This window comes from Streptomyces sp. PA03-1a (genome assembly GCF_033792805.1).
Lineage (GTDB): Bacteria > Actinomycetota > Actinomycetes > Streptomycetales > Streptomycetaceae > Actinacidiphila.
On record NZ_JARAVO010000201.1, the window covers coordinates 1 to 18,018 of the forward strand.

At 73.2% G+C, this 18,018-nt stretch carries 18 protein-coding genes and 1 pseudogene; 4 read left to right on the top strand and 15 right to left on the bottom strand.

Annotated elements, in window-relative coordinates:
• Both PV341_RS33865 and PV341_RS33870 read left to right on the top strand, forming a co-directional pair.
• Positions 1-251, top strand: a pseudogene (locus PV341_RS33865) (hypothetical protein); the annotation flags it as partial.
• Positions 252-426: 175 nt separating this feature from the next.
• Complete coding sequence (locus tag PV341_RS33870) at positions 427-1,278, top strand: LLM class flavin-dependent oxidoreductase (RefSeq protein ID WP_500321741.1); 852 nt, start codon at positions 427-429, stop codon at positions 1,276-1,278.
• A gap of 14 nt (positions 1,279-1,292) precedes the next feature.
• On the opposite strand, the gene PV341_RS33875 is transcribed toward PV341_RS33870, so the two are convergent.
• The 15 genes from PV341_RS33875 to PV341_RS33945 all read right to left on the bottom strand — a co-directional run bounded on the left by PV341_RS33875 (position 1,293) and on the right by PV341_RS33945 (position 16,059).
• Positions 1,293-2,048 (bottom strand): sirohydrochlorin chelatase, encoded by a 756-nt coding sequence (locus PV341_RS33875; protein WP_500321740.1) that lies wholly within the window; start codon positions 2,046-2,048, stop codon positions 1,293-1,295.
• A 1-nt stretch (position 2,049) separates the two neighbouring features.
• Positions 2,050-2,943 carry an ABC transporter permease gene (locus tag PV341_RS33880; RefSeq protein WP_499514653.1) on the bottom strand — a complete coding sequence of 298 codons (894 nt, stop codon included), beginning with the start codon at positions 2,941-2,943 and terminating at the stop codon, positions 2,050-2,052.
• Positions 2,930-3,724, bottom strand: a complete 795-nt coding sequence (locus PV341_RS33885) for an ABC transporter ATP-binding protein (protein ID WP_500321738.1) — start codon at positions 3,722-3,724, stop codon at positions 2,930-2,932. The genes PV341_RS33880 and PV341_RS33885 overlap by 14 nt, the downstream gene beginning before the upstream one ends.
• A gap of 52 nt (positions 3,725-3,776) precedes the next feature.
• A complete protein-coding gene (locus PV341_RS33890) occupies positions 3,777-4,904 on the bottom strand; it encodes an ABC transporter substrate-binding protein (protein ID WP_500321737.1) in 1,128 nt (375 codons plus the stop codon).
• 224 nt (positions 4,905-5,128) lie between these two features.
• Positions 5,129-6,478, bottom strand: a complete 1,350-nt coding sequence (locus tag PV341_RS33895) for a sulfate adenylyltransferase subunit 1 (RefSeq protein ID WP_500321736.1) — start codon at positions 6,476-6,478, stop codon at positions 5,129-5,131.
• Between the two features lie 2 nt (positions 6,479-6,480).
• Complete coding sequence (gene cysD / locus PV341_RS33900; RefSeq protein WP_500321735.1) at positions 6,481-7,416, bottom strand: sulfate adenylyltransferase subunit CysD; 936 nt, start codon at positions 7,414-7,416, stop codon at positions 6,481-6,483.
• Between the two features lie 118 nt (positions 7,417-7,534).
• A complete protein-coding gene (gene cysC / locus PV341_RS33905) occupies positions 7,535-8,080 on the bottom strand; it encodes an adenylyl-sulfate kinase (RefSeq protein ID WP_500359849.1) in 546 nt (181 codons plus the stop codon).
• Between the two features lie 32 nt (positions 8,081-8,112).
• A complete protein-coding gene (locus tag PV341_RS33910; RefSeq protein ID WP_500321733.1) occupies positions 8,113-8,820 on the bottom strand; it encodes a phosphoadenylyl-sulfate reductase in 708 nt (235 codons plus the stop codon).
• A complete protein-coding gene (locus PV341_RS33915; protein WP_500321732.1) occupies positions 8,817-8,996 on the bottom strand; it encodes a hypothetical protein in 180 nt (59 codons plus the stop codon). Before PV341_RS33915 ends, PV341_RS33910 begins: the two co-directional genes overlap by 4 nt.
• A complete protein-coding gene (locus PV341_RS33920; protein WP_500359850.1) occupies positions 8,993-10,690 on the bottom strand; it encodes a nitrite/sulfite reductase in 1,698 nt (565 codons plus the stop codon). The genes PV341_RS33915 and PV341_RS33920 overlap by 4 nt, the downstream gene beginning before the upstream one ends.
• A gap of 169 nt (positions 10,691-10,859) precedes the next feature.
• Complete coding sequence (locus tag PV341_RS33925; RefSeq protein ID WP_322975673.1) at positions 10,860-10,943, bottom strand: putative leader peptide; 84 nt, start codon at positions 10,941-10,943, stop codon at positions 10,860-10,862.
• A gap of 93 nt (positions 10,944-11,036) precedes the next feature.
• Positions 11,037-12,074, bottom strand: a complete 1,038-nt coding sequence (locus PV341_RS33930; protein WP_500321729.1) for a carbohydrate kinase family protein — start codon at positions 12,072-12,074, stop codon at positions 11,037-11,039.
• Positions 12,075-12,100: 26 nt separating this feature from the next.
• On the bottom strand, positions 12,101-12,679 hold the full coding sequence (locus PV341_RS33935) for a GNAT family N-acetyltransferase (protein WP_500321728.1): 579 nt from the start codon (positions 12,677-12,679) through the stop codon (positions 12,101-12,103).
• 72 nt (positions 12,680-12,751) lie between these two features.
• Positions 12,752-14,044 (bottom strand): helix-turn-helix domain-containing protein, encoded by a 1,293-nt coding sequence (locus PV341_RS33940; RefSeq protein ID WP_500321727.1) that lies wholly within the window; start codon positions 14,042-14,044, stop codon positions 12,752-12,754.
• Positions 14,045-14,400: 356 nt separating this feature from the next.
• Entirely contained in the window at positions 14,401-16,059 is a 1,659-nt protein-coding gene (locus PV341_RS33945) for an acyl-CoA dehydrogenase family protein (RefSeq protein WP_500321726.1), read from the bottom strand.
• Between the two features lie 18 nt (positions 16,060-16,077).
• Here PV341_RS33945 and PV341_RS33950 point away from each other — a divergent pair, with 18 nt between their 5' ends.
• Both PV341_RS33950 and PV341_RS33955 read left to right on the top strand, forming a co-directional pair.
• A complete protein-coding gene (locus PV341_RS33950; protein WP_500359852.1) occupies positions 16,078-17,235 on the top strand; it encodes a YihY/virulence factor BrkB family protein in 1,158 nt (385 codons plus the stop codon).
• A gap of 44 nt (positions 17,236-17,279) precedes the next feature.
• On the top strand, positions 17,280-17,960 hold the full coding sequence (locus tag PV341_RS33955) for a helix-turn-helix transcriptional regulator (RefSeq protein WP_500321723.1): 681 nt from the start codon (positions 17,280-17,282) through the stop codon (positions 17,958-17,960).
• The last annotated feature ends 58 nt before the right edge of the window (positions 17,961-18,018 follow it).

Here is an 18,018-nt window from a genome sequence, read left to right on the forward strand (position 1 = left end):
CCCCCTACTCCCCCCACATGAGCTTCGCCGCCTGGGGCCCGCCACCGGACTCCGCCACCGGACCGGTGCTGCTGGTGCGTCAGGAGGACGCCGACGGCGTCGAACGACACTTCGCCGGCTGCCGCCAGGTCGGCCGCGTCGACAACGGACAGCACGTCGACAACGAGGAGCAGCACGCAGCGATCGTCCTGTGCACCGGCCCGGACGAACCGTGGTCGCGGCTGTGGCCGTCGCTGCGCCACTACTACTAGGCCGGTCCGACACGGGAGAAATGAAGGGGCGAGGCGGGGGCGCCGGGTTACGGTGGCAGCACTCGACGAACAGGCTCCCTGAAGGACGCCGCAGAACGGGAGCGGCCCGCACGGTCGGTCGTGCGGTCACGGAGGGGCGGCACCACTTGCCCCTGCCCTTCCGGAGGAGTTCCCCATGAAGATCGGTCTCGGCCTTCCCGTCGACGACCCCGCCGTGCTGACGACCTGGGCCCGCAGCGCCGACGACGGTCCGTTCAGCACCCTCGGCCTGCTCGACCGTCTCGTGTACGACAACCCCGAACCGCTGGTCACCCTCGCCGTGCTCGCCGGGGCGACCCGCCGGATCCGGCTGCAGACCGAGGTGCTCATCACCCCGTTCCGCGACGGCGCCGTCCTGGCCAAGCAGGCCGCGACGCTGGACCGGCTGTCCGCAGGCCGCTTCACCCTCGGCATCGGCGTAGGCGCCCGCGAGGACGACTTCCGCGCGGCGGGAGCCGACTTCCACCGCCGCGGCCGCCTGCTCGACGAGCAGATGACCGTGTTGCGCCGCCTCTGGGCTGGTGACCCGTACGGCGACGGGGCCGGGCCGATCGGTCCCGCCCCCGCGACCCCGGGCGGGCCCGAGGTGCTCTTCGGCGGCTTCGCCCACGCGGCCATCGACCGGGTCGGCCGCCACGGCGACGGCTTCCTCGGCGCCGGGCTGCCGCCCAAGGCGATGGACCGGCTCTTCCGGGAGGCGGAACGGAGCTGGGAACGGCACGCACGGCCCGGCCGGCCCCGCCTGGTCGCCCAGGCCAACGTCGCGCTCGGTCCGGACGCGGTGGTCACCGCCGCCCGCGCCAACGTCCGCGCCTACTACGCCTTCACCGACTTCGCCGACCGCGTGGCGGAGGGCCTCCTGGCCACTGCGGAGCAGATCCGCGACGCGGTCGCCGGGTACGCCGGCATCGGCGCCGACGAAGTGGTGCTCTACTGCTGGTCGTCGGACCCCGCCCAGGTCGAACGCCTGGCGGACGTCGTGTCCTGACGGCGCGCCGCGCCTCAGGCCAGCGCCAGCGCGAACCGGGGTCGCAGCGCCTCGTCGAAGCGGCGCAGCAGCAGCCGGGCGACCTCCGGGGCGTCGCCGAGGACGTCGGCGAGGACGTCCGCCCCGGAGGCCACGGCGCCACGGGCGATGCGGTCGGGCAGGAAGCCCGGCGCGATGACGTACGGCGCGACGGCGACGTGCCGTACGCCCTCGGCGCGCAGCGCGCGCACCGCCTCGTCCGTCGTGGGAAGGGATGCGGAGGCGAACGCAGGCCGCACGGCGCACCAACCGGTACGCCGCCACTCCCGCGCGATTTCTGCGATCACTGCGATCGCCTCCGGGTCCGAGGAGCCCGCCGACGCCAGGACGATCCCGGTCGAGGGGCGGTCGCCGGGGCCGAGCCCGGCCTCGCGCAGCCGCCGCTCCAGCGCGGCGAGCAGCAGCGGTGAGGGGCCGAGCACGTCGGCCCGGCGCACGCGCATCCGGGCGTGCCGTGCCGCGGACTCGCGCAGCACGGCCGGGATGTCGGCCTTGGCGTGGAAGGCCCGGGTGAGCAGCAGCGGCAGCGCCACCACCTCGCGCACGCCCGCCGCGGCCAGCCGGTCCAGGACCCGCGGCACGTTGGGCGCGCAGTGGTCGAGGAAGGCCGTCTCCACGCGCAGCCCGGGACGGGCCGCCCGGACCCGTTCGGTCAGCGCGTGGACGGTCGCGGCGTGCCGCGGGTTGCGGCTGCCGTGGGCGATGACGAGGAGGACGGGGTGCGCGGTCATGTCAGCCCCGTGCGAACAGGCCGCGGCTGCGCAGCACCGAACGCTCCAGCGGCGCGAACACCAGCAGTTCGATGCCGATGCCGACGATCAGGATCAGCAGGATCGCCGCCAGCACGCTCGGCATGTCGGACAGTTCGCGCCCCTGCTCCAGCAGCTGGCCCAGGCCCACGCCGAGGTCGGGGGAGGTGGCGATGAGCTCGGCGGCCATCAGGGAGCGCCAGGAGAAGGCCCAGCCCTGCTTGAGGCCGGCGAGGTAACCCGGCAGGGCGGCCGGCAGCAGCACGTGCCGCACCGCGTGGATGCCGGTGGCGCCGATGGTGCGGCCGGCCCGCAGGAACAGCGGCGGGATCTGGTCGACGCCCGCGACCAGGCCGTTGGCGATCGAGGGCACCGCGCCCAGCAGCACCACGCAGTAGATCGTGGCGTCCGACAGGCCGAACCAGATGATCGACGCGGGCACCCACGCCACCGACGGCAGGGACTGCAGGCCCGACAGGATCGGCCCGATCGCGGCCCGCACCACCCGGACCCGCGCCACGAGCAGGCCGAGCGGCGTGCCGATCGCGACGGAGGCCACGAAGCCCAGCGCGCCGCGCGACAGGCTCGTCCAGACGTAGCCGAGCAGGGTGCCGTCGAGCCACTTGTCCTGCAGGGCGCGCCCGACCTCCGCCGGACTGGGCAGCTGGTAGTGCGGCTTGAGCTCGAAGTGGTACGCGAGCTGCCACACCACCAGCACCAGCGCGATGGCGACGAGCGGGGGAACGGCCTTCTGCAGCAGCACACGGGCCAGCGGCACGCGGGTCGCGGACCGGGTCTCCAGGGCGTCGAGCCCGGCCTCCAGCCCCGCGAGGTCGCCGCCCGGCCTGACGTCCGCCTTCGTCTCAGTGCTGGCCATGGCGCCGGATCTCCCCCCGGAGGTGTTCGGTGATCTCCACGGAGAGCTCGGCGACCGCCGAGTCCTCGATGCGGCGCGGCTGCGGGATGCCGACCGTCCACTCCCGGGCGATCCGTCCCGGCCGCGAGGAGAGCAGCACGACCCGCTGAGCGAGCCGCACCGCCTCGCGGACGTTGTGGGTCACGAAGAGCACCGACAGGCGGGTCTCGGCCCAGATGCGGGTGAGTTCCTCGTGCAGGACGTCACGGGTGATGGCGTCGAGCGCCGCGAACGGCTCGTCCATCAGCAGCAGCTGGCTGTCCTGCGCCAGCGCCCGGGCCAGCGCGACGCGCTGCCGCATGCCGCCGGACAGTTCGTGCACCCGCTTGCCGTACGCGCCCTTCAGGCGCACGAGCTCCAGCAGCCGCTCGGCCTCCGGGCGCCGCTCGGCGCGGGGTACGCCGCGCATGCGCAGGGCGAGTTCGATGTTCCTGCCCGCGGTGAGCCACGGGAACAGGGCGTGCTCCTGGAACATCAGGGCCGGACGGCCGCCGGGGGTCTGGATGCCCCCGGCGGACGGCCGGTCGAGTCCTGCGACCAGGTTGAGCAGCGTGGACTTGCCGCAGCCCGAGGCCCCCAGGAGGCAGACGAACTCGCCCGGCGCGACATCGATGCTGATGTCGTCCAGCACGTGCGTCTCCGCGCCGGGACGGCCGAAGGACTTCGAGACGTGCTCGAGCCGTGCGGCGTACGGGGCCGCGTCGACCGTCACGGCGGGCTGCTTGGTGAGTGCGGTGGCCATGGCGTCACCTCCTGAGGGCTGGGGCTGCGGTCTTCATCGGTGCTGCCGGGCCTCAGCCGCCGAGACCGGCGTCGTCGATCCCGGTCTTGCCCTCGCCCTTGAGGATCTTGTTGAGGATCGTCAGGTCGTAGATGCCCTTGAGCGAGGGCTTCTCCAGCAGGCCGGCGGTGACGGCGTGGTCGGCCTCGGTCTGCAGCGTGGACGCCAGCGGGTCGTCGATGACCTGGATGCTCTCCCAGGCCGGGTCGATGACGTCGGCGGGCAGCGGCTTGCCGGAGAGCTTCTCCAACTGCGCGTTGGCGTCGGCCTTGGCCTTGTCGGGGTTGGCGCTGATCCAGGCGTTGGTCTTCACCGAGCCGCGCAGGACGGCCTCGACGACGTCCGGGTGGTCCTTGAGGAACGCCTGGGAGACGATCACGTTCGTGATGACGAACTTCTTGTCCGGCCACAGGTCGCGCTCGTCCAGGAGCACCTTCGCGCCCTCGGCGACCAGCTTGGAGGCGGTGGGCTCGGGCACCCAGGCGCCGTCGATGGAGCCGGTCTTGTAGGCGTCGGGGGTGACCTTGTTGTCCGTGCGGACCACGGAGACGTCGCCCTTGCCGCTGGTCGCGTCGACCTTCCAGCCCTGCTCGGCGATCCAGTTGAGGAACGCCACGTCCTGGGTGTTGCCGAGCTGCGGGGTGGCGATCTTCTTGCCCTTGACGTCCTTCAGGGTCTTGATCTTGTCCGGGTTGACGACCAGCTTGACGCCGCCGGAGGCCGAACCGGAGATGATCTTCAGGCTCTTGCCGCCGGACTTCGTCCAGCCGTTGACCGCGGGGGAGGGGCCGATCCAGCCGATGTCGATGGAACCGGCGTTGAGGGCCTCGATCTCGGCGGGCCCGGCGTTGAACACCGACTCCTTGATCGTGGTGCCCGAGCCCAGCGCGTCGGCGAAGAAGCCCTCCTTCAGGCCCACCAGCGGGGTGGCGTGGGTGAGGTTCGCGAAGTAGCCGATCTTCACCGTCGAGGCGGACAGCTTCTTGCTGGTGCCGCTGCTCGCGGCCGCGTTGGTGGTGTCGTCCTTCTTGTCGGAGCCGTAGCCGCAGGCGGCCAGGGCCAGCAGCGGCAGAAGGGCGGCGCCGGCTATGAGGCGGCGACGGGCGGACGTTCTCGGGGCGGTGGTGCGATCGGCAGTCACGGGAGGCGGTCCTCTCGATGGCCCCGGCTCGCGCTCTCTACGGCGCGCCGGGGTGGTGGCTGTCTGGTGGTCGGTGGTGCGGTGCCGCGTACGCGGCGCGGGTGCGGTGCTCGGACGGGGTCAGCGCGCACATCGCGTGACACCGCCCGTGCCGCTGCCCAGACAGCCGCTGCCGACGCGACCGCCCTCCTTGGCGAATCCGGCGAAGGCGTCGTCGAACGCCATCAGAAATCCCACCCCTCGTCGTCACCGGCCGCGTCGCCCGCGGCCGTGGCGGTGCGGGCGGCGAAGGCCTCGCCCGCCATGCCGGCGGTCAGCGTGGTGCCGTCCGCCGGGTCGATCAGCAGGAAGGAGCCGGTGAGCCGCGAGTCGGCGTACGCGTCCAGCGGCAGCGGCTCCGAGGTGCGCAGCACCACCGTGCCGATGTCGTTGACGCGCAGCTCGCCCGGCTCGTCCTCGTGCTCCAGCCCCCGGGTCAGGTCGATCCGGTACGGCAGCCGCTTCACAACCGCCTTGACCGTGCGCGTGCTGTGCTTGAGCAGCACGCGCGCGCCGACCTTCAGCGGCCGCTCGTGCAGGTGGCACACGGTCGCCTCGACGTCCTGGGTGGTCGCCGGGGCGGCGTCGGACGGCGCGATCAGGTCGCCGCGCGAGATGTCCAGGTCGTCGCCGAGCAGCAGCGTCACCGACTGCGGGGCCCACGCCACGTCGACCGGGGTGCCGAGCGCGTCGATGCCGCTGATCGTGCTGGTCAGCCCGGACGGCAGGACCGTCACGGGGTCGCCGACGCGCAGCACGCCCGAGGCGATCTGCCCCGCGTAGCCGCGGTAGTCGGGGTGCTCCGCGGTCTGCGGGCGGATGACGTACTGCACGGGGAAGCGCGCCGGGTACGCGCCCGGGTCGCTGCCGACGGGGACGGTCTCCAGGTGCTCCAGGATCGTCGGGCCGCCGTACCAGTCCATGTTCGCCGACGGCGACACGACGTTGTCGCCGGCCAGGGCCGAGATGGGGATCGTGGTGATCTCCGGGACGCCGATGGAGGCCGCGTAGGCGGTGAACTCCTCGGCGATGGCCGCGAAGACCGGCTCCGACCAGTCGGCCAGGTCCATCTTGTTGACCGCGAGCACCACGTGCGGCACCCGCAGCAGCGCCGCCAGCGCCGCGTGCCGGCGGGTCTGCTCCACGACGCCGTTGCGGGCGTCCACCAGGATCACGGTCAGCTCGGCGGTCGAGGCGCCGGTCACCATGTTCCGCGTGTACTGCACGTGCCCCGGCGTGTCCGCCAGGATGAACCGCCGCCGCGGCGTGGCGAAGTAGCGGTACGCCACGTCGATGGTGATGCCCTGCTCGCGCTCGGCGCGCAGGCCGTCGGTGAGCAGTGCCAGGTCCGGCGCATCCTGCCCGCGGCGGGCGGAGGCCAGCTCGACGGCCTCCAGCTGGTCGGCGAGCACCGACTTGGAGTCGTGCAGCAGCCGGCCGACCAGCGTGGACTTGCCGTCGTCGACGGAACCCGCGGTGGCGAAGCGCAGCAGGGAGGTGGCCGAGAGCTGCTCGGCGGTGGTGCCGGTGGTCATGGCTAGAAGTACCCCTCGCGCTTGCGGTCTTCCATCGCGGCCTCGGAGAGCTTGTCGTCCGCCCGGGTGGCGCCCCGCTCGGTGAGCCGGGACGCGGCGATCTCGGCGATGACGGCGTCGATGGTGGCGGCGTCGGAGTCCACCGCGCCGGTGCAGGACATGTCGCCCACCGTGCGGTAGCGGATCAGCCGGGTCTCCACCGACTCGCCGTCCTTCGGCCCGCCCCAGTCGCCCGCGGTCAGCCACATGCCGCTGCGCCGGAACACCTCGCGCTCGTGGGCGTAGTAGATCTCCGGCAGCTCGATGCCCTCGCGGGCGATGTACTGCCACACGTCCAGCTCGGTCCAGTTGGACAGCGGGAAGACGCGCACGTGCTCGCCGGGGGCGTGCCGGCCGTTGTAGAGCTGCCACAGCTCGGGCCGCTGGCGGCGCGGGTCCCACTGGGAGAACTCGTCGCGCAGCGAGAACACCCGCTCCTTGGCGCGGGCCTTCTCCTCGTCACGGCGGCCGCCGCCGAAGACCGCGTCGAAGCGCAGCTCCTGGATGGCCTCGGTCAGCGGCACCGTCTGCAGCGGGTTGCGGGTGCCGTCGGGGCGCTCGCGCAGCCGGCCGTCGTCGATGTAGTCCTGCACCGAGGCGACGTGCAGCCGCAGGGAGTGCTCCGCCACGGTGCGGTCCCGGTACTCCAGCACCTCGGGGAAGTTGTGGCCCGTGTCGACGTGCAGCAGCGAGAAGGGGACCGCGGCGGGGGCGAAGGCCTTCAGCGCCAGGTGGAGCATGACGATGGAGTCCTTGCCGCCGGAGAAGAGGATCACCGGCCGCTCGAACTCCCCCGCCACTTCACGGAAGATGTGCACCGCCTCGGACTCCAGTGCGTCCAGGTGCGACAGCACGAAGGGATTGCCGGTGCTCTCGTCGACTGCGACTACCGTGGTCACGCTGTGCCCCCTTCGTTCTCCCCCAGAGCTCGCGCCTGGGTGGTGCCCCCATCTCCGCCCGCGCGGCGAACGCGCTGCTGGCCGGTCGGGTGCGGCCCGGTGGCCGCGCGCACGTCGCTCACAGGAGTCCCCTCTCCACCAGCAGCGCCGTCAGCAGCGCCGCCGAGTCCTCGACGGTGTGGTCCTGGGTCTCGATCCGCAGATCGGGGGTCTCGGGTGCCTCGTACGGGTCGTCGACGCCGGTCAGCCCGGATATCTCGCCCGCGGCCTGCTTGGCGTACAGGCCCTTCACGTCACGCACGGTGCAGACCTCCACCGGGGTGGCGACGTGCACCTCCAGGTACGTCGTGCCCCGCGCCTCGTGGCGCTTGCGGACGGCCTCCCGGCTGTCGGCGTACGGCGCGATGACCGGGACCAGCACCTTGACCCCGTTGGCGGCCAGGAGTTCGGCGACGAAACCGATCCGCTGCACATTGGTGTGCCGGTCCTCGCGGCCGAAGCCGAGGCCCGCGGAGAGGAACTCGCGGATCTCGTCGCCGTCCAGGACCTCCACCCGGTGCCCGTCGCCGCGCAGCCGCCCGGCAAGCGCCTGGGCGATCGTGGTCTTGCCCGCGCTCGGCAGACCCGTGAGCCACACCGTGGCCCCTGTGCCCGTCCCGCCCATCCGCCCCTCCCGGGAAGTCCGTTCCGTCGTCATCAGCCGTGCAGCCCGCACTCGGTCTTGGCCCGTCCCGCCCAGCGGCCGGCCCTGGCGTCCTCGCCCTGAAGCACCCGGCGGGTGCAGGGGGCGCAGCCGACCGAGGCGTAACCGTCCGTGAGCAGCGGATTGGTGAGCACCCCGTGCTCCGTGACGTAGGAGTCCACGTCGTCCTGCGTCCAGCGGGCGATGGGCGAGACCTTGACCTTCCCGCGCCGCGCGTCCCAGCCCACGACCGGGGTGTTCGCGCGGGTGGGGGACTCGTCGCGGCGCAGGCCGGTCGCCCAGGCGTCGTAGCCGGTCAGGCCCTCCTCCAGCGGCGTGACCTTGCGCAGCGCGCAGCACAGGTCGGGGTCGCGGTCGTGGAGCTTCGGCCCGTACTCCGCGTCCTGCTCGGCCACGCTCTGACGCGGCGTCAGCGTGATGAGCTGCACGTCCATGACGGCGGCGACCGCGTCACGGGTGCCGATGGTCTCCGGGAAGTGGTAGCCGGTGTCGAGGAAGACGACGTCGACGCCCGGGGCGACGCGCGAGGCCAGGTGCGCCACGACCGCGTCCTCCATCGAGGAGGTGACGCAGAACCGGGAACCGAAGGTGCCGGTGGCCCAGCGCAGGACGTCGAGCGCGGGGGCGTCCTCCAGGTCGCGGCCCGCCTGCTCGGCCAGCGCCCGCAGTTCGTCCGCGGTGTGCTGCTGCGCGGTGGTCACGAAGGGTCTCCCTCACGGTGCTCGGTCCGCAGCCCCCGGGCCAGCAGGCCCAGGAACTTCAGCTGGAACGCGCGGTTGCACGACCGGCACTCCCAGGCGCCGTGGCCCTGCTCCGCGGGGTGCAGGTCCTCGTCCCCGCAGTAGGGGCAGTAGAACGGTGCGGCGCGTTCGCTCACGACAGCGCCTCCTCGCTCGCCCGCGTCACCCACTGCGCGAAGCGCTCGCCGTCCGTACGCTCGGCCTGGAAGCGCTTCAGGACGCGCTCGACGTAGTCGGGCAGCTCGTCCGCGGTGACCTTCAGCCCGCGGACCTTGCGGCCGAAACCGGCCTCCAGGCCCAGCGCGCCTCCCAGGTGCACCTGGTATCCCTCCACCTGGTTGCCCTCGTCGTCCAGCACGAGCTGGCCCTTGAGGCCGATGTCGGCGACCTGGATCCGGGCGCAGGCGTTCGGGCAGCCGTTGATGTTGATCGTGATCGGCTCCTCGAACTCCGGCAGCCGGCGTTCGAGTTCGTCGATCAGCGAGGAGCCGCGCGCCTTGGTCTCGACGATGGCCAGCTTGCAGAACTCGATGCCGGTGCAGGCCATCGTGCCGCGCCGGAACGGGGAGGGCTTCACCTGCAGGTCCAGCGCCTCCAGACCCGAGACGAGGGAGTCGACCCGGTCCTGCTCGACGTCCAGCACGATCATCTTCTGCTCGACGGTGGTCCGCAGCCGGCCGGAGCCGTGCGCCTCCGCCAGCTCGGCGATCTTGCTGAGCGTGGTGCCGTCCACCCGGCCGACGCGCGGCGCGAAGCCGACGTAGTAGCGGCCGTCCTTCTGGCGGTGCACGCCCACGTGGTCCCGCCACTGCTGGACCGGCTGGTCGGGGGCCGGGCCGTCGGCCAGCTTGCGCCGCAGGTACTCGTCCTCCAGCACCTGGCGGAACTTCTCCGCGCCCCAGTCGGCGACCAGGAACTTCAGCCGGGCGCGGGTGCGCAGCCGCCGGTAGCCGTAGTCGCGGAAGATCGAGATGACACCCTCGAAGACGTCCGGGACCTCCTCCAGCGGCACCCACGCGCCCAGCCGGACGCCGATCTTGGGGTTGGTGGACAGACCGCCGCCGACCCACACGTCGAAGCCCGGCCCGTGCTCGGGGTGGCGGACGCCGACGAAGGCGACGTCGTTGATCTCGTGGGCCACGTCCAGCAGCGGGGAGCCGGAGATCGCCGACTTGAACTTGCGCGGGAGGTTGGAGAACTCCTTGTTGCCGACGATGCGGCGGTGGGCCTCGTCCACGGCCCAGGTGCCGTCGAGGATCTCGTCCTCGGCGATCCCGGCGACGGGCGAGCCGAGGATGACGCGCGGGGTGTCGCCGCACGCCTCGGTGGTGGACAGGCCCACGGCCTCCAGGCGCTGCCAGATCTCGGCGACGTCCTCGATGCGGATCCAGTGCAGCTGGATGTTCTGCCGGTCGGTGATGTCGGCGGTGCCGCGGGCGAACTCCTGGGAGACCTCGCCGATGACGCGCAGCTGCTCGGTGGTGAGGCGGCCGCCGTCGATGCGGACCCGGAGCATGAAGTACTTGTCGTCCAGCTCCTCCGGCTCCAGGATCGCGGTCTTGCCGCCGTCGATCCCGGGCTTGCGCTGGGTGTACAGACCCCACCAGCGCATGCGGCCGCGCAGGTCGGCTCCGTCGATCGCGTCGAAGCCGCGGTACCGGTAGATCGTCTCAATGCGTGTCCGCACGTTGAGACCGTCGTCGTCCCGCTTGAACTGCTCGTTGGCGTTGAGCGGTGTCATGTGGCCGACCGCCCACTGGCCCTCGCCGCGGTGGCGGCTCACCTTGCGGCGCGGCGCGGCGGCGTTCGGCTGGTCAGGGGTGGAGGCCATGGCGATGCAGTCCTTCTGGCAGGCTGGACAGAGTCGGTCGTAGCGCGAAGAGTCCCCTTGGCCTGCGGATACGCCACAGCGCTGGGAACAGCGCGGGACGTGGGCGCGTCATTGCGCCCGCGGGGCCGGGGACGGCCGGGTCAGTCCTGGACGGGGCGGCGGCGAGTGCTCAGCACGCCTGACAGATGGCGCTGGACATGCGTCCGAGGTCGACGTGCAGCCGACCTACCAAGGCGATTCCAGTGCGCGACATGTCGAAAGCGTGTCACGGGGATCTCGGGCCAGTCCACCGTTATCCAGAATGTGGACGCGTTCATCCCGCATGGCGAGATGCGTCGATTGTCCGTCACCTGACAGGACTCGCCGGGCGCAGGAAATCGGCCGCGATGGCCCGGAACCCACCGTGCCCGCGGGTCCCCACATGACGCAGCTTGTGGCCCGCCAGCGCCGAACCCAGCCGCACCCCCGCACCGAGCGGGGCGTGGTCCGCGACCAGCGCCGCCAGCAGCCCCGCCGCGAAGACGTCGCCCGCCCCCGTCGCGTCCTCCACCTCGCCGCCGGGGAGCGGCCGGTGCGCGTAGCGCTCCACGGTGCCGGGCCGGTGCACCTCCACGCGGTCCGGGTACTTCACCACGGCCGCGCCCTCCGCCCGGGTCCGCACCCGGACCAGCCGCTCGAACTCCCGCCCGTTGACCAGCAGGTAGTCGCTCATCGCCGCCATGGCCAGCACATCGGCGGTCGGCTCCGCCGACCAGACGTGCCCCGGGTCGAAGCTGATCAGCGTGCCCGGCGAACGCCGCCGCACCTCCACCAGCAGCCGGTGCAGCACCGCGCCGCCGTCCGGATCCAGGAACGAGGTGACGTGCACCGCCCGCGCCGCCGCCAGGTAGCCGGCGATCTCCTCGAACCGCTCCCGCACATGGGCGGCGATCCGCGTGTTCGCCCCGGTGTGGGTCAGCAGCGTGCGCTCCCCGCCGTCGTGCACGGACAGGCAGATCCCGCACAGCCGGTCCGGGTCCAGGGCCACCAGCCGCCGGTCGATGCCGAGCCCGTCCAGGACGGCGAGGGGGCCGGCCGCGCCCAGCGGGTCGCGGCCCGCCACGCCCACGTACCCGAGCCGCAGCCCGCGGCCCAGACGGCCCAGCGCATGGAGGGTGTTGAAGGCCGAGCCGCCCGGTTCCGGCGTGAGCGGCACCCCCTCGGCCCGCAGCCACTCCAGGCCCGCGCGGACGGCGGGCTCGTCGACCATGCGTTCGCCGCCGCTCTCCGGCGGCGGGCGCAGCCGCATGTGCGCGCCGAGCCGGGCCAGCACCGGGCCGCCGTTCAGGGCGGACGCGCCCGTGATGAGGTCCAGGTTGAGCGCCCCGACCCCGACGACGTCCATGCCCGCCCCTTCCCGTCCGCCGGTCCCTACCGGGCTCCGGGCCAGGGCCCGGTGACGGGCCTCTCCTCCTCTTCCCCCGTCTCGGTGCGGAAGATGCGGAAGCCACGGTTCTCGTAGTTGGCCAGCGCGTGCGGCCCGTCCAGGCTGCAGGTGTGCACCCACACCCGCTTCGTCGGGGTGCGGTCCGGCCGGCGCTCCGCCAGGTCCCAGGCGCGGGCGATGCCGACGGACAGCAGGTGCCCGCCGATCCGCCGCCCCCGGAAGGCGGGCAGAAGCCCGAAGTACGCGATCTCGACCTGGCCGTCGTCCTGCGGGTCCAGTTCGATGTAGCCGGCCGGGGTGTCCCGGTCGTACGCCACCCAGGTCTCCACGCCCGGGCGCTCCAGGAAGGTCCGCCACTGCTCGTACGACCACGGCAGGCGGTCCGTCCAGGCGCAGTCCGCGCCCACCGACGTGTAGAGGAAGCGGCTGAACTCCGGGGACGGCACCTCGGCCCGCGCGATGCGGATGCCCGACGTCGCGGGGTCCGGCTCCAGGGAGGGCCGCAGATCGGCGTGGGAGGTCTGCTCCAGTGACCACGTGGTCACCGTGACGCTAGTGCTCATGCGCCACATTCTGCGGCCTCGCGGACCCGGCGGGTTCCCGGCTCGCTGCCGCGGCCCGTCCGGGTCGCCCCCTCACTCCCCGAAGCGCGCCCCACGCACCGCCGGCGCCGTCGAGTGCGGCAGCAGATCCGCGGGGTGGGCGGGGCGGACCACCTCGACCTCGACGCCGTCCGCGAAGCGGTAGGGACGGTGGTCGAGGACCCCGGCCAGGGTGCGGCGCAGGCGGGACATCTCGGCCCGCACCGTCACCGTGCGGGAGGGGTCGCCGAACAGGTCGCCGGCCAGTTCCGCGGCGGTGCGGCCGTCCCGGTGCAGGGCCAGCACGAAGAGCAGTTCGGCGTGGCGCGGGCTGAGCTCCTGCGACCAGCCGCCGGCCGCACCGGAGACGTTCACCGTCCACGTGCGGGGACGGCCGAGGTCCAGCACCACGTGCCCGGCCCCGGGCACCTCCTCCTCCGGCGTGGCGACCCGCACCAGCCAGCCGCCCGGCAGCGGCTCCAGGGTGCAAGTGCCCAGCGCGGGCACCCACGTACGTCCGGCGCTCGGCGCGGCGGGCAGCGTGATCCGCTCCACCGGCGGCATCCCGGTCACCGCCGCCGTCCACCCGTTGGGGTCGACGACCGCCGCCCGGCCCGGCATCCGGGCGAGCAGCGGGGCGGAGACCGAGCGCAGCCGGTCCACGGCCGCCCAGTGCAGGCTGCGCAGTTCGGCCTCGGCGACCTTGGTCACCGCGGTCACCAGCGACAGCATCGCGGGGTGCATCCCGGCCGCCGGCCCGCTGACGTCCACCGCGCCCAGCAGCCGGCCGTCCCGCGGGTCGATGAGCGGGGCCGCGGCACAGGTCCACTGGTGGTGCACCCGGACGAAGTGCTCCGAGGAGTGCACCTGCACCGGCCGTCCGGTGACCAGGGCGGTGCCGATCGCGTTGGTGCCGACGGCCTCCTCCGACCACGAGGCACCCTCGGCGAAGCCGAGCCGGTCCGCGCTCCTGCGGACGGCCAGGCTGCCGTCCCGCCACAGCACCCGGCCCTCGGGGTCGGTGACCACCATGATGTGCCGGGCCTCGTCGGCGACCGAGACCAGGCCGTCGCGCAGCGCGGACATCACGTCGTTCAGCGGGGTGTGGCGCCTGCGCACCTCGATCTCGTCGGCGGTCAGCATGCCGGCGTGACTGCCGTTGTCCGGGTCGACACCGAGGTCCAGGGCGCGCCGCCAGGAGTCCTGGATGACCGGTCTGGGCACCGTGCCACCCGATCCGCCGCCCAGCGCGGCGTCCCGCATGCCGCCCAGCAGCCGTGCGGAACGGCGCGGTTCCTGGACGGACTGGACCGACAACGACCGTGCGTCGTTCGGATCCTGGCTCATGGTGCTCCCCGCGTCCGTGTGCGCAGCGCTTTCTGCGCTCGGGCAGTGGCCGCGCCGATTCTCCGCTGCCACACCATGTGCATATGGTGCCGCCGGGCCGGTCCCTCCGGTGGGATATCCGGCCAATACCTTGCAACTGTCTGCAACGGTTGCGAATATGCGCGCATTCGACGGACAGTGACGGCGCATCACGCTATTCGTACGGAACCCTGATTCCGTGCGACGGTGAGGCGAGACCGGGGGTGGTGCCGAGTCGGCGCGGCACCACCCTCAGTGCGGCGCGGCGGCGGAACGTTTCCCCGAAGATCCCGGTCCTTCCGTCGGGACCTCGGGCGGACCGCCGCCGCATCCGCCCCTCACCCCTGAGGGCGTGCCCGCTCCACGATCGCCGCCAGGTCCAGCCCGCGCGGCAGCGTGCCGAAGGTCGCCCCCCAGTCCCCGCCGAGCCGCGAGGCACAGAACGCGTCCGAGACCTCGACCGGGGCGAACCGCACCAGCAACGAGCCCTGCAGCACCAGCGCCATGCGCTCCACCAGCCGGCGCGCCCGGGCCTCGACGCCCTCCAGGTCGGCCAGTTCGGTCAGCAGCGCCTTGATCGCGCCGTCCAGCCGGTGGTCAGCGCCGCGCGCCAGGCCGATCTCGCCGAGGAAGGCGTTCAGCGCGCGCGGCTCCCTCTGCAGTACCCGCAGCACGTCCAGGGCCTGCACGTTGCCCGAGCCCTCCCACACCGAGTTCAGCGGCGACTCCCGGAACAGCCGCGGCAGCCCCGACTCCTCCACGTAGCCGTTGCCGCCCAGGCACTCCAGCGCCTCGGCCACCAGCGGCGGGCAGCGCTTGGTGACCCAGTACTTGGAGACCGCAACCGCCAGCCGCCGGAAGTGCCGCTCCTGCTCGTCGTCCGCGTCATCCGCGTCGTACGCCGCCGCCAGCCGCAGCACGGTCGTGGTGGCCGCCTCCGACTCCAGGGCAAGGTCCGCCAGGACGTTCCGCATCAGCGGCTTGTCGACCAGCGGCCCGCCGAACGCGCTGCGGTGCGTCGCGTGGTGCACCGCCTGCGCCACCGCCTGCCGCATCAGCGCGGCGGAACCGGTCGCGCAGTCCAGCCGGGTGGCCGCCACCATCTCGATGACGGTCGCCACCCCGCGCCCCTCCTCGCCGACCCGGCGCGCCCACGTGCCGTCGAACTCAACCTCCGCCGAGGCGTTGGAGCGGTTGCCCAGCTTGTCCTTGAGCCGCTGGATCAGGAAGACGTTGCGGGAGCCGTCCGGCAGCACCCGGGGCAGCAGGAAGCAGGTCAGGCCCCCCTTCCCCGAGGAGGGGGACGCCTGCGCCAGCACGAGGAAGGCGTCGGACATCGGCGCCGAGCAGAACCACTTGTGGCCGGTGAGCAGGTACGTGCCCTCCTCCGCCAGCGGCTCCGCCCGCGTGGTGGTGGCCCGCACGTCCGAGCCGCCCTGCTTCTCGGTCATCCCCATGCCGAACAGCGCCCCGGGCTTGCCTCCCGGCGCCACCAGCTGCGGGTCGTACACCCGGGACCCCAGCCGGGGCTCCCACTCGGCGGCCAGCGCCGGGTCGGCCCGCAGCGCCGGCACCGCCGCGTGCGTCATCGACACCGGGCAGCCGTGCCCGGCCTCCGCCTGGGACCACACCAGGAAACCCGCCGCGCGCCGCAGGTGTCCGCCGGGGCGCGACCAGGCGTCGGTGAGCCCCGAGGACACCGCCCGCCCCAGCAGCCGGTGCCAGGCCGGATGGAACTCCACCTCGTCGATCCGGTGCCCGTACCGGTCGTGGGTGCGCAGCACCGGCGGATGGGTGTCGGCGGCCTCCGCCCACCCCCGCGCCTGCGCGGAACCGGCGGCCCGGCCGATCTCGCCGAGCTCCCGGTGGACCTCCTCCCGGAGCCCGGGCGCCACGTGCCGTGCCACCCCCTCCACCAGGGCGGTGTCGGCGGCGTACACGTCATACCCGACCAGGGGCGGAGCCTGGTTGGTCACGGTGTGTGTGGGGGGACTCATGACGGTTACGGTAGGCGCGTGCAGGCAGCAGACGAAACACCCGAGCGGCCCAGGCGAGGCCGACTCCACCGGGCGCGGGCCCTCTACAGGAACGTATCCAAGCGCAAGGTGGGCTGGCTGCTGCTCAAGGACACGGTCGACTCCTGCATGGAGTACCGCGTCACCGGCCTCGCCGCCGAGGCCGCCTTCTTCGTGCTGCTCTCCCTGCCGCCGCTGCTGCTGAGCCTCGTCGGCGCCATCGGCTACGTCGACGAGATCATCGGCACCGACACGATCGACAACATCCGCGGCAACATCCTCACGGCCGCCGCGACGGTCCTGTCGGACAAGGGCGTCGACCAGTTGATGCGGCCGCTCGTCGACGACGTCTTCGGCGGCGGACGGCCCGACGTGATCTCCATCGGCTTCGTCATCGCCCTGTGGTCCGGATCGCGGGCCCTCAACGTCTTCGTCGACACGATCACGATCATGTACGGGCTGGAGGGCAGGCGCGGCATCGTCAGGACGCGGCTGCTGGCGCTGCTGCTCTACATCGTCGCCCTGGTGATCGGCGCGGTCGTCATGCCGCTGATGGTCGTCGGGCCGGACGCGGTGGTGTCGTTCCTGCCGTGGAGCGAGGCCGTGATCCGGATACTGTACTGGCCGGTCGTCAGCGTGCTGTCGATCGCGTTCCTCACCACGCTGTACCACGTCTCCGTACCGGTGCGCTCGCCCTGGTACGAGGACATGCCCGGGGCGGCCGTCGCCCTGCTGATGTGGGTCCTCGGCAGCTTCGTGCTGCGCATCTACCTCACCCACACGGTCGAGGGCCCGACCATCTACGGATCGCTGGCCGCGCCGGTCGCCGTCCTGCTGTGGATCTTCGTGTCGGCCTTCGCGGTGCTCGTCGGAGCGGCCGTCAACGCCGCCATCGACCGGGTGTGGCCCTCGATCGAGACCGCGGCCGCCCGCGAGGAGAACGCACGGGCCAGGGAACGTGCCGCAGCCGACCTCGTCGCGGAGGCCGCCGCCCGTCGGGCCGCGTTCGAGTCCGGCCCGGACGACGAGGTCGGCCCGGAGGACCCGCCCGCCGAATTCCCCGAGCGCTGGGCGGGCTTCCTGCCGCCGGAGGACGTGCGGTCCCGGCTGCGCGGGCGCCGGCCCTCGGGCAAGAACGGCGGCAAGCCCCCGCACTGAGGCGCACCCGGCGCGCTGTCGGTGGCGGGTGCCATGCTGGAGCGGTGTACCGGGAACAGACCTCGACGGTGCCCGGCGCCGTGCTGTGGACGAGGACAGCGGGTGCCGCGGCGGCCCGCGTGCTGCCCGACGGCTGCATCGACCTGATCTGGGGCGAGGACACCGGTCTGTTCGCGGCGGGCCCCGACACCGCCGCCCACCTCTCCGGCAGCCCGCCCGGCACGCGGTACGCGGGCCTGCGCTTCGCCCCCGGCGTCGGGCCCGCCGTCTTCCGGCTGCCCGCGCACGAGCTGCGTGACCGCCGTGTTCCGCTGGACGCGCTGTGGCCCGGCGCGCAGGCCCGCCGGGCCACCGAGCGCGTCGCCGCGGCCGCCGACCCCGGCGCCGTCCTGGAGTCCCTGGTGCTCGCACGGGACGTGCGGCGCGCGGCGCCCCCGTGGGGCCCGCAGATCGCCGCGAGCCTGGCGGCCGGCGCCCGCGTCGGCACCGTCGCCGAGGACACCGGGCTGAGCGAACGCCAGCTCCACCGCCGCTGCCTGGCCGCCTTCGGCTACGGGCCCAAGACCCTCGCCCGCATCCTGCGCCTCCAGCGCGCACTGGGACTGGCCCGCCGCGGCCATCCCTTCGCCGACGTCGCCGCCCGCGCCGGCTACGCGGACCAGGCCCACCTGGCCCGCGACGTCCGCGCCCTCGCCGGCGTCCCGCTCGGCGACCTGCTCCCCTGACCCCGGCCGGGCCGTGTCGTCACATGCCTTCCCCCTTCGGCCGGGGTCAGGGGAGCAG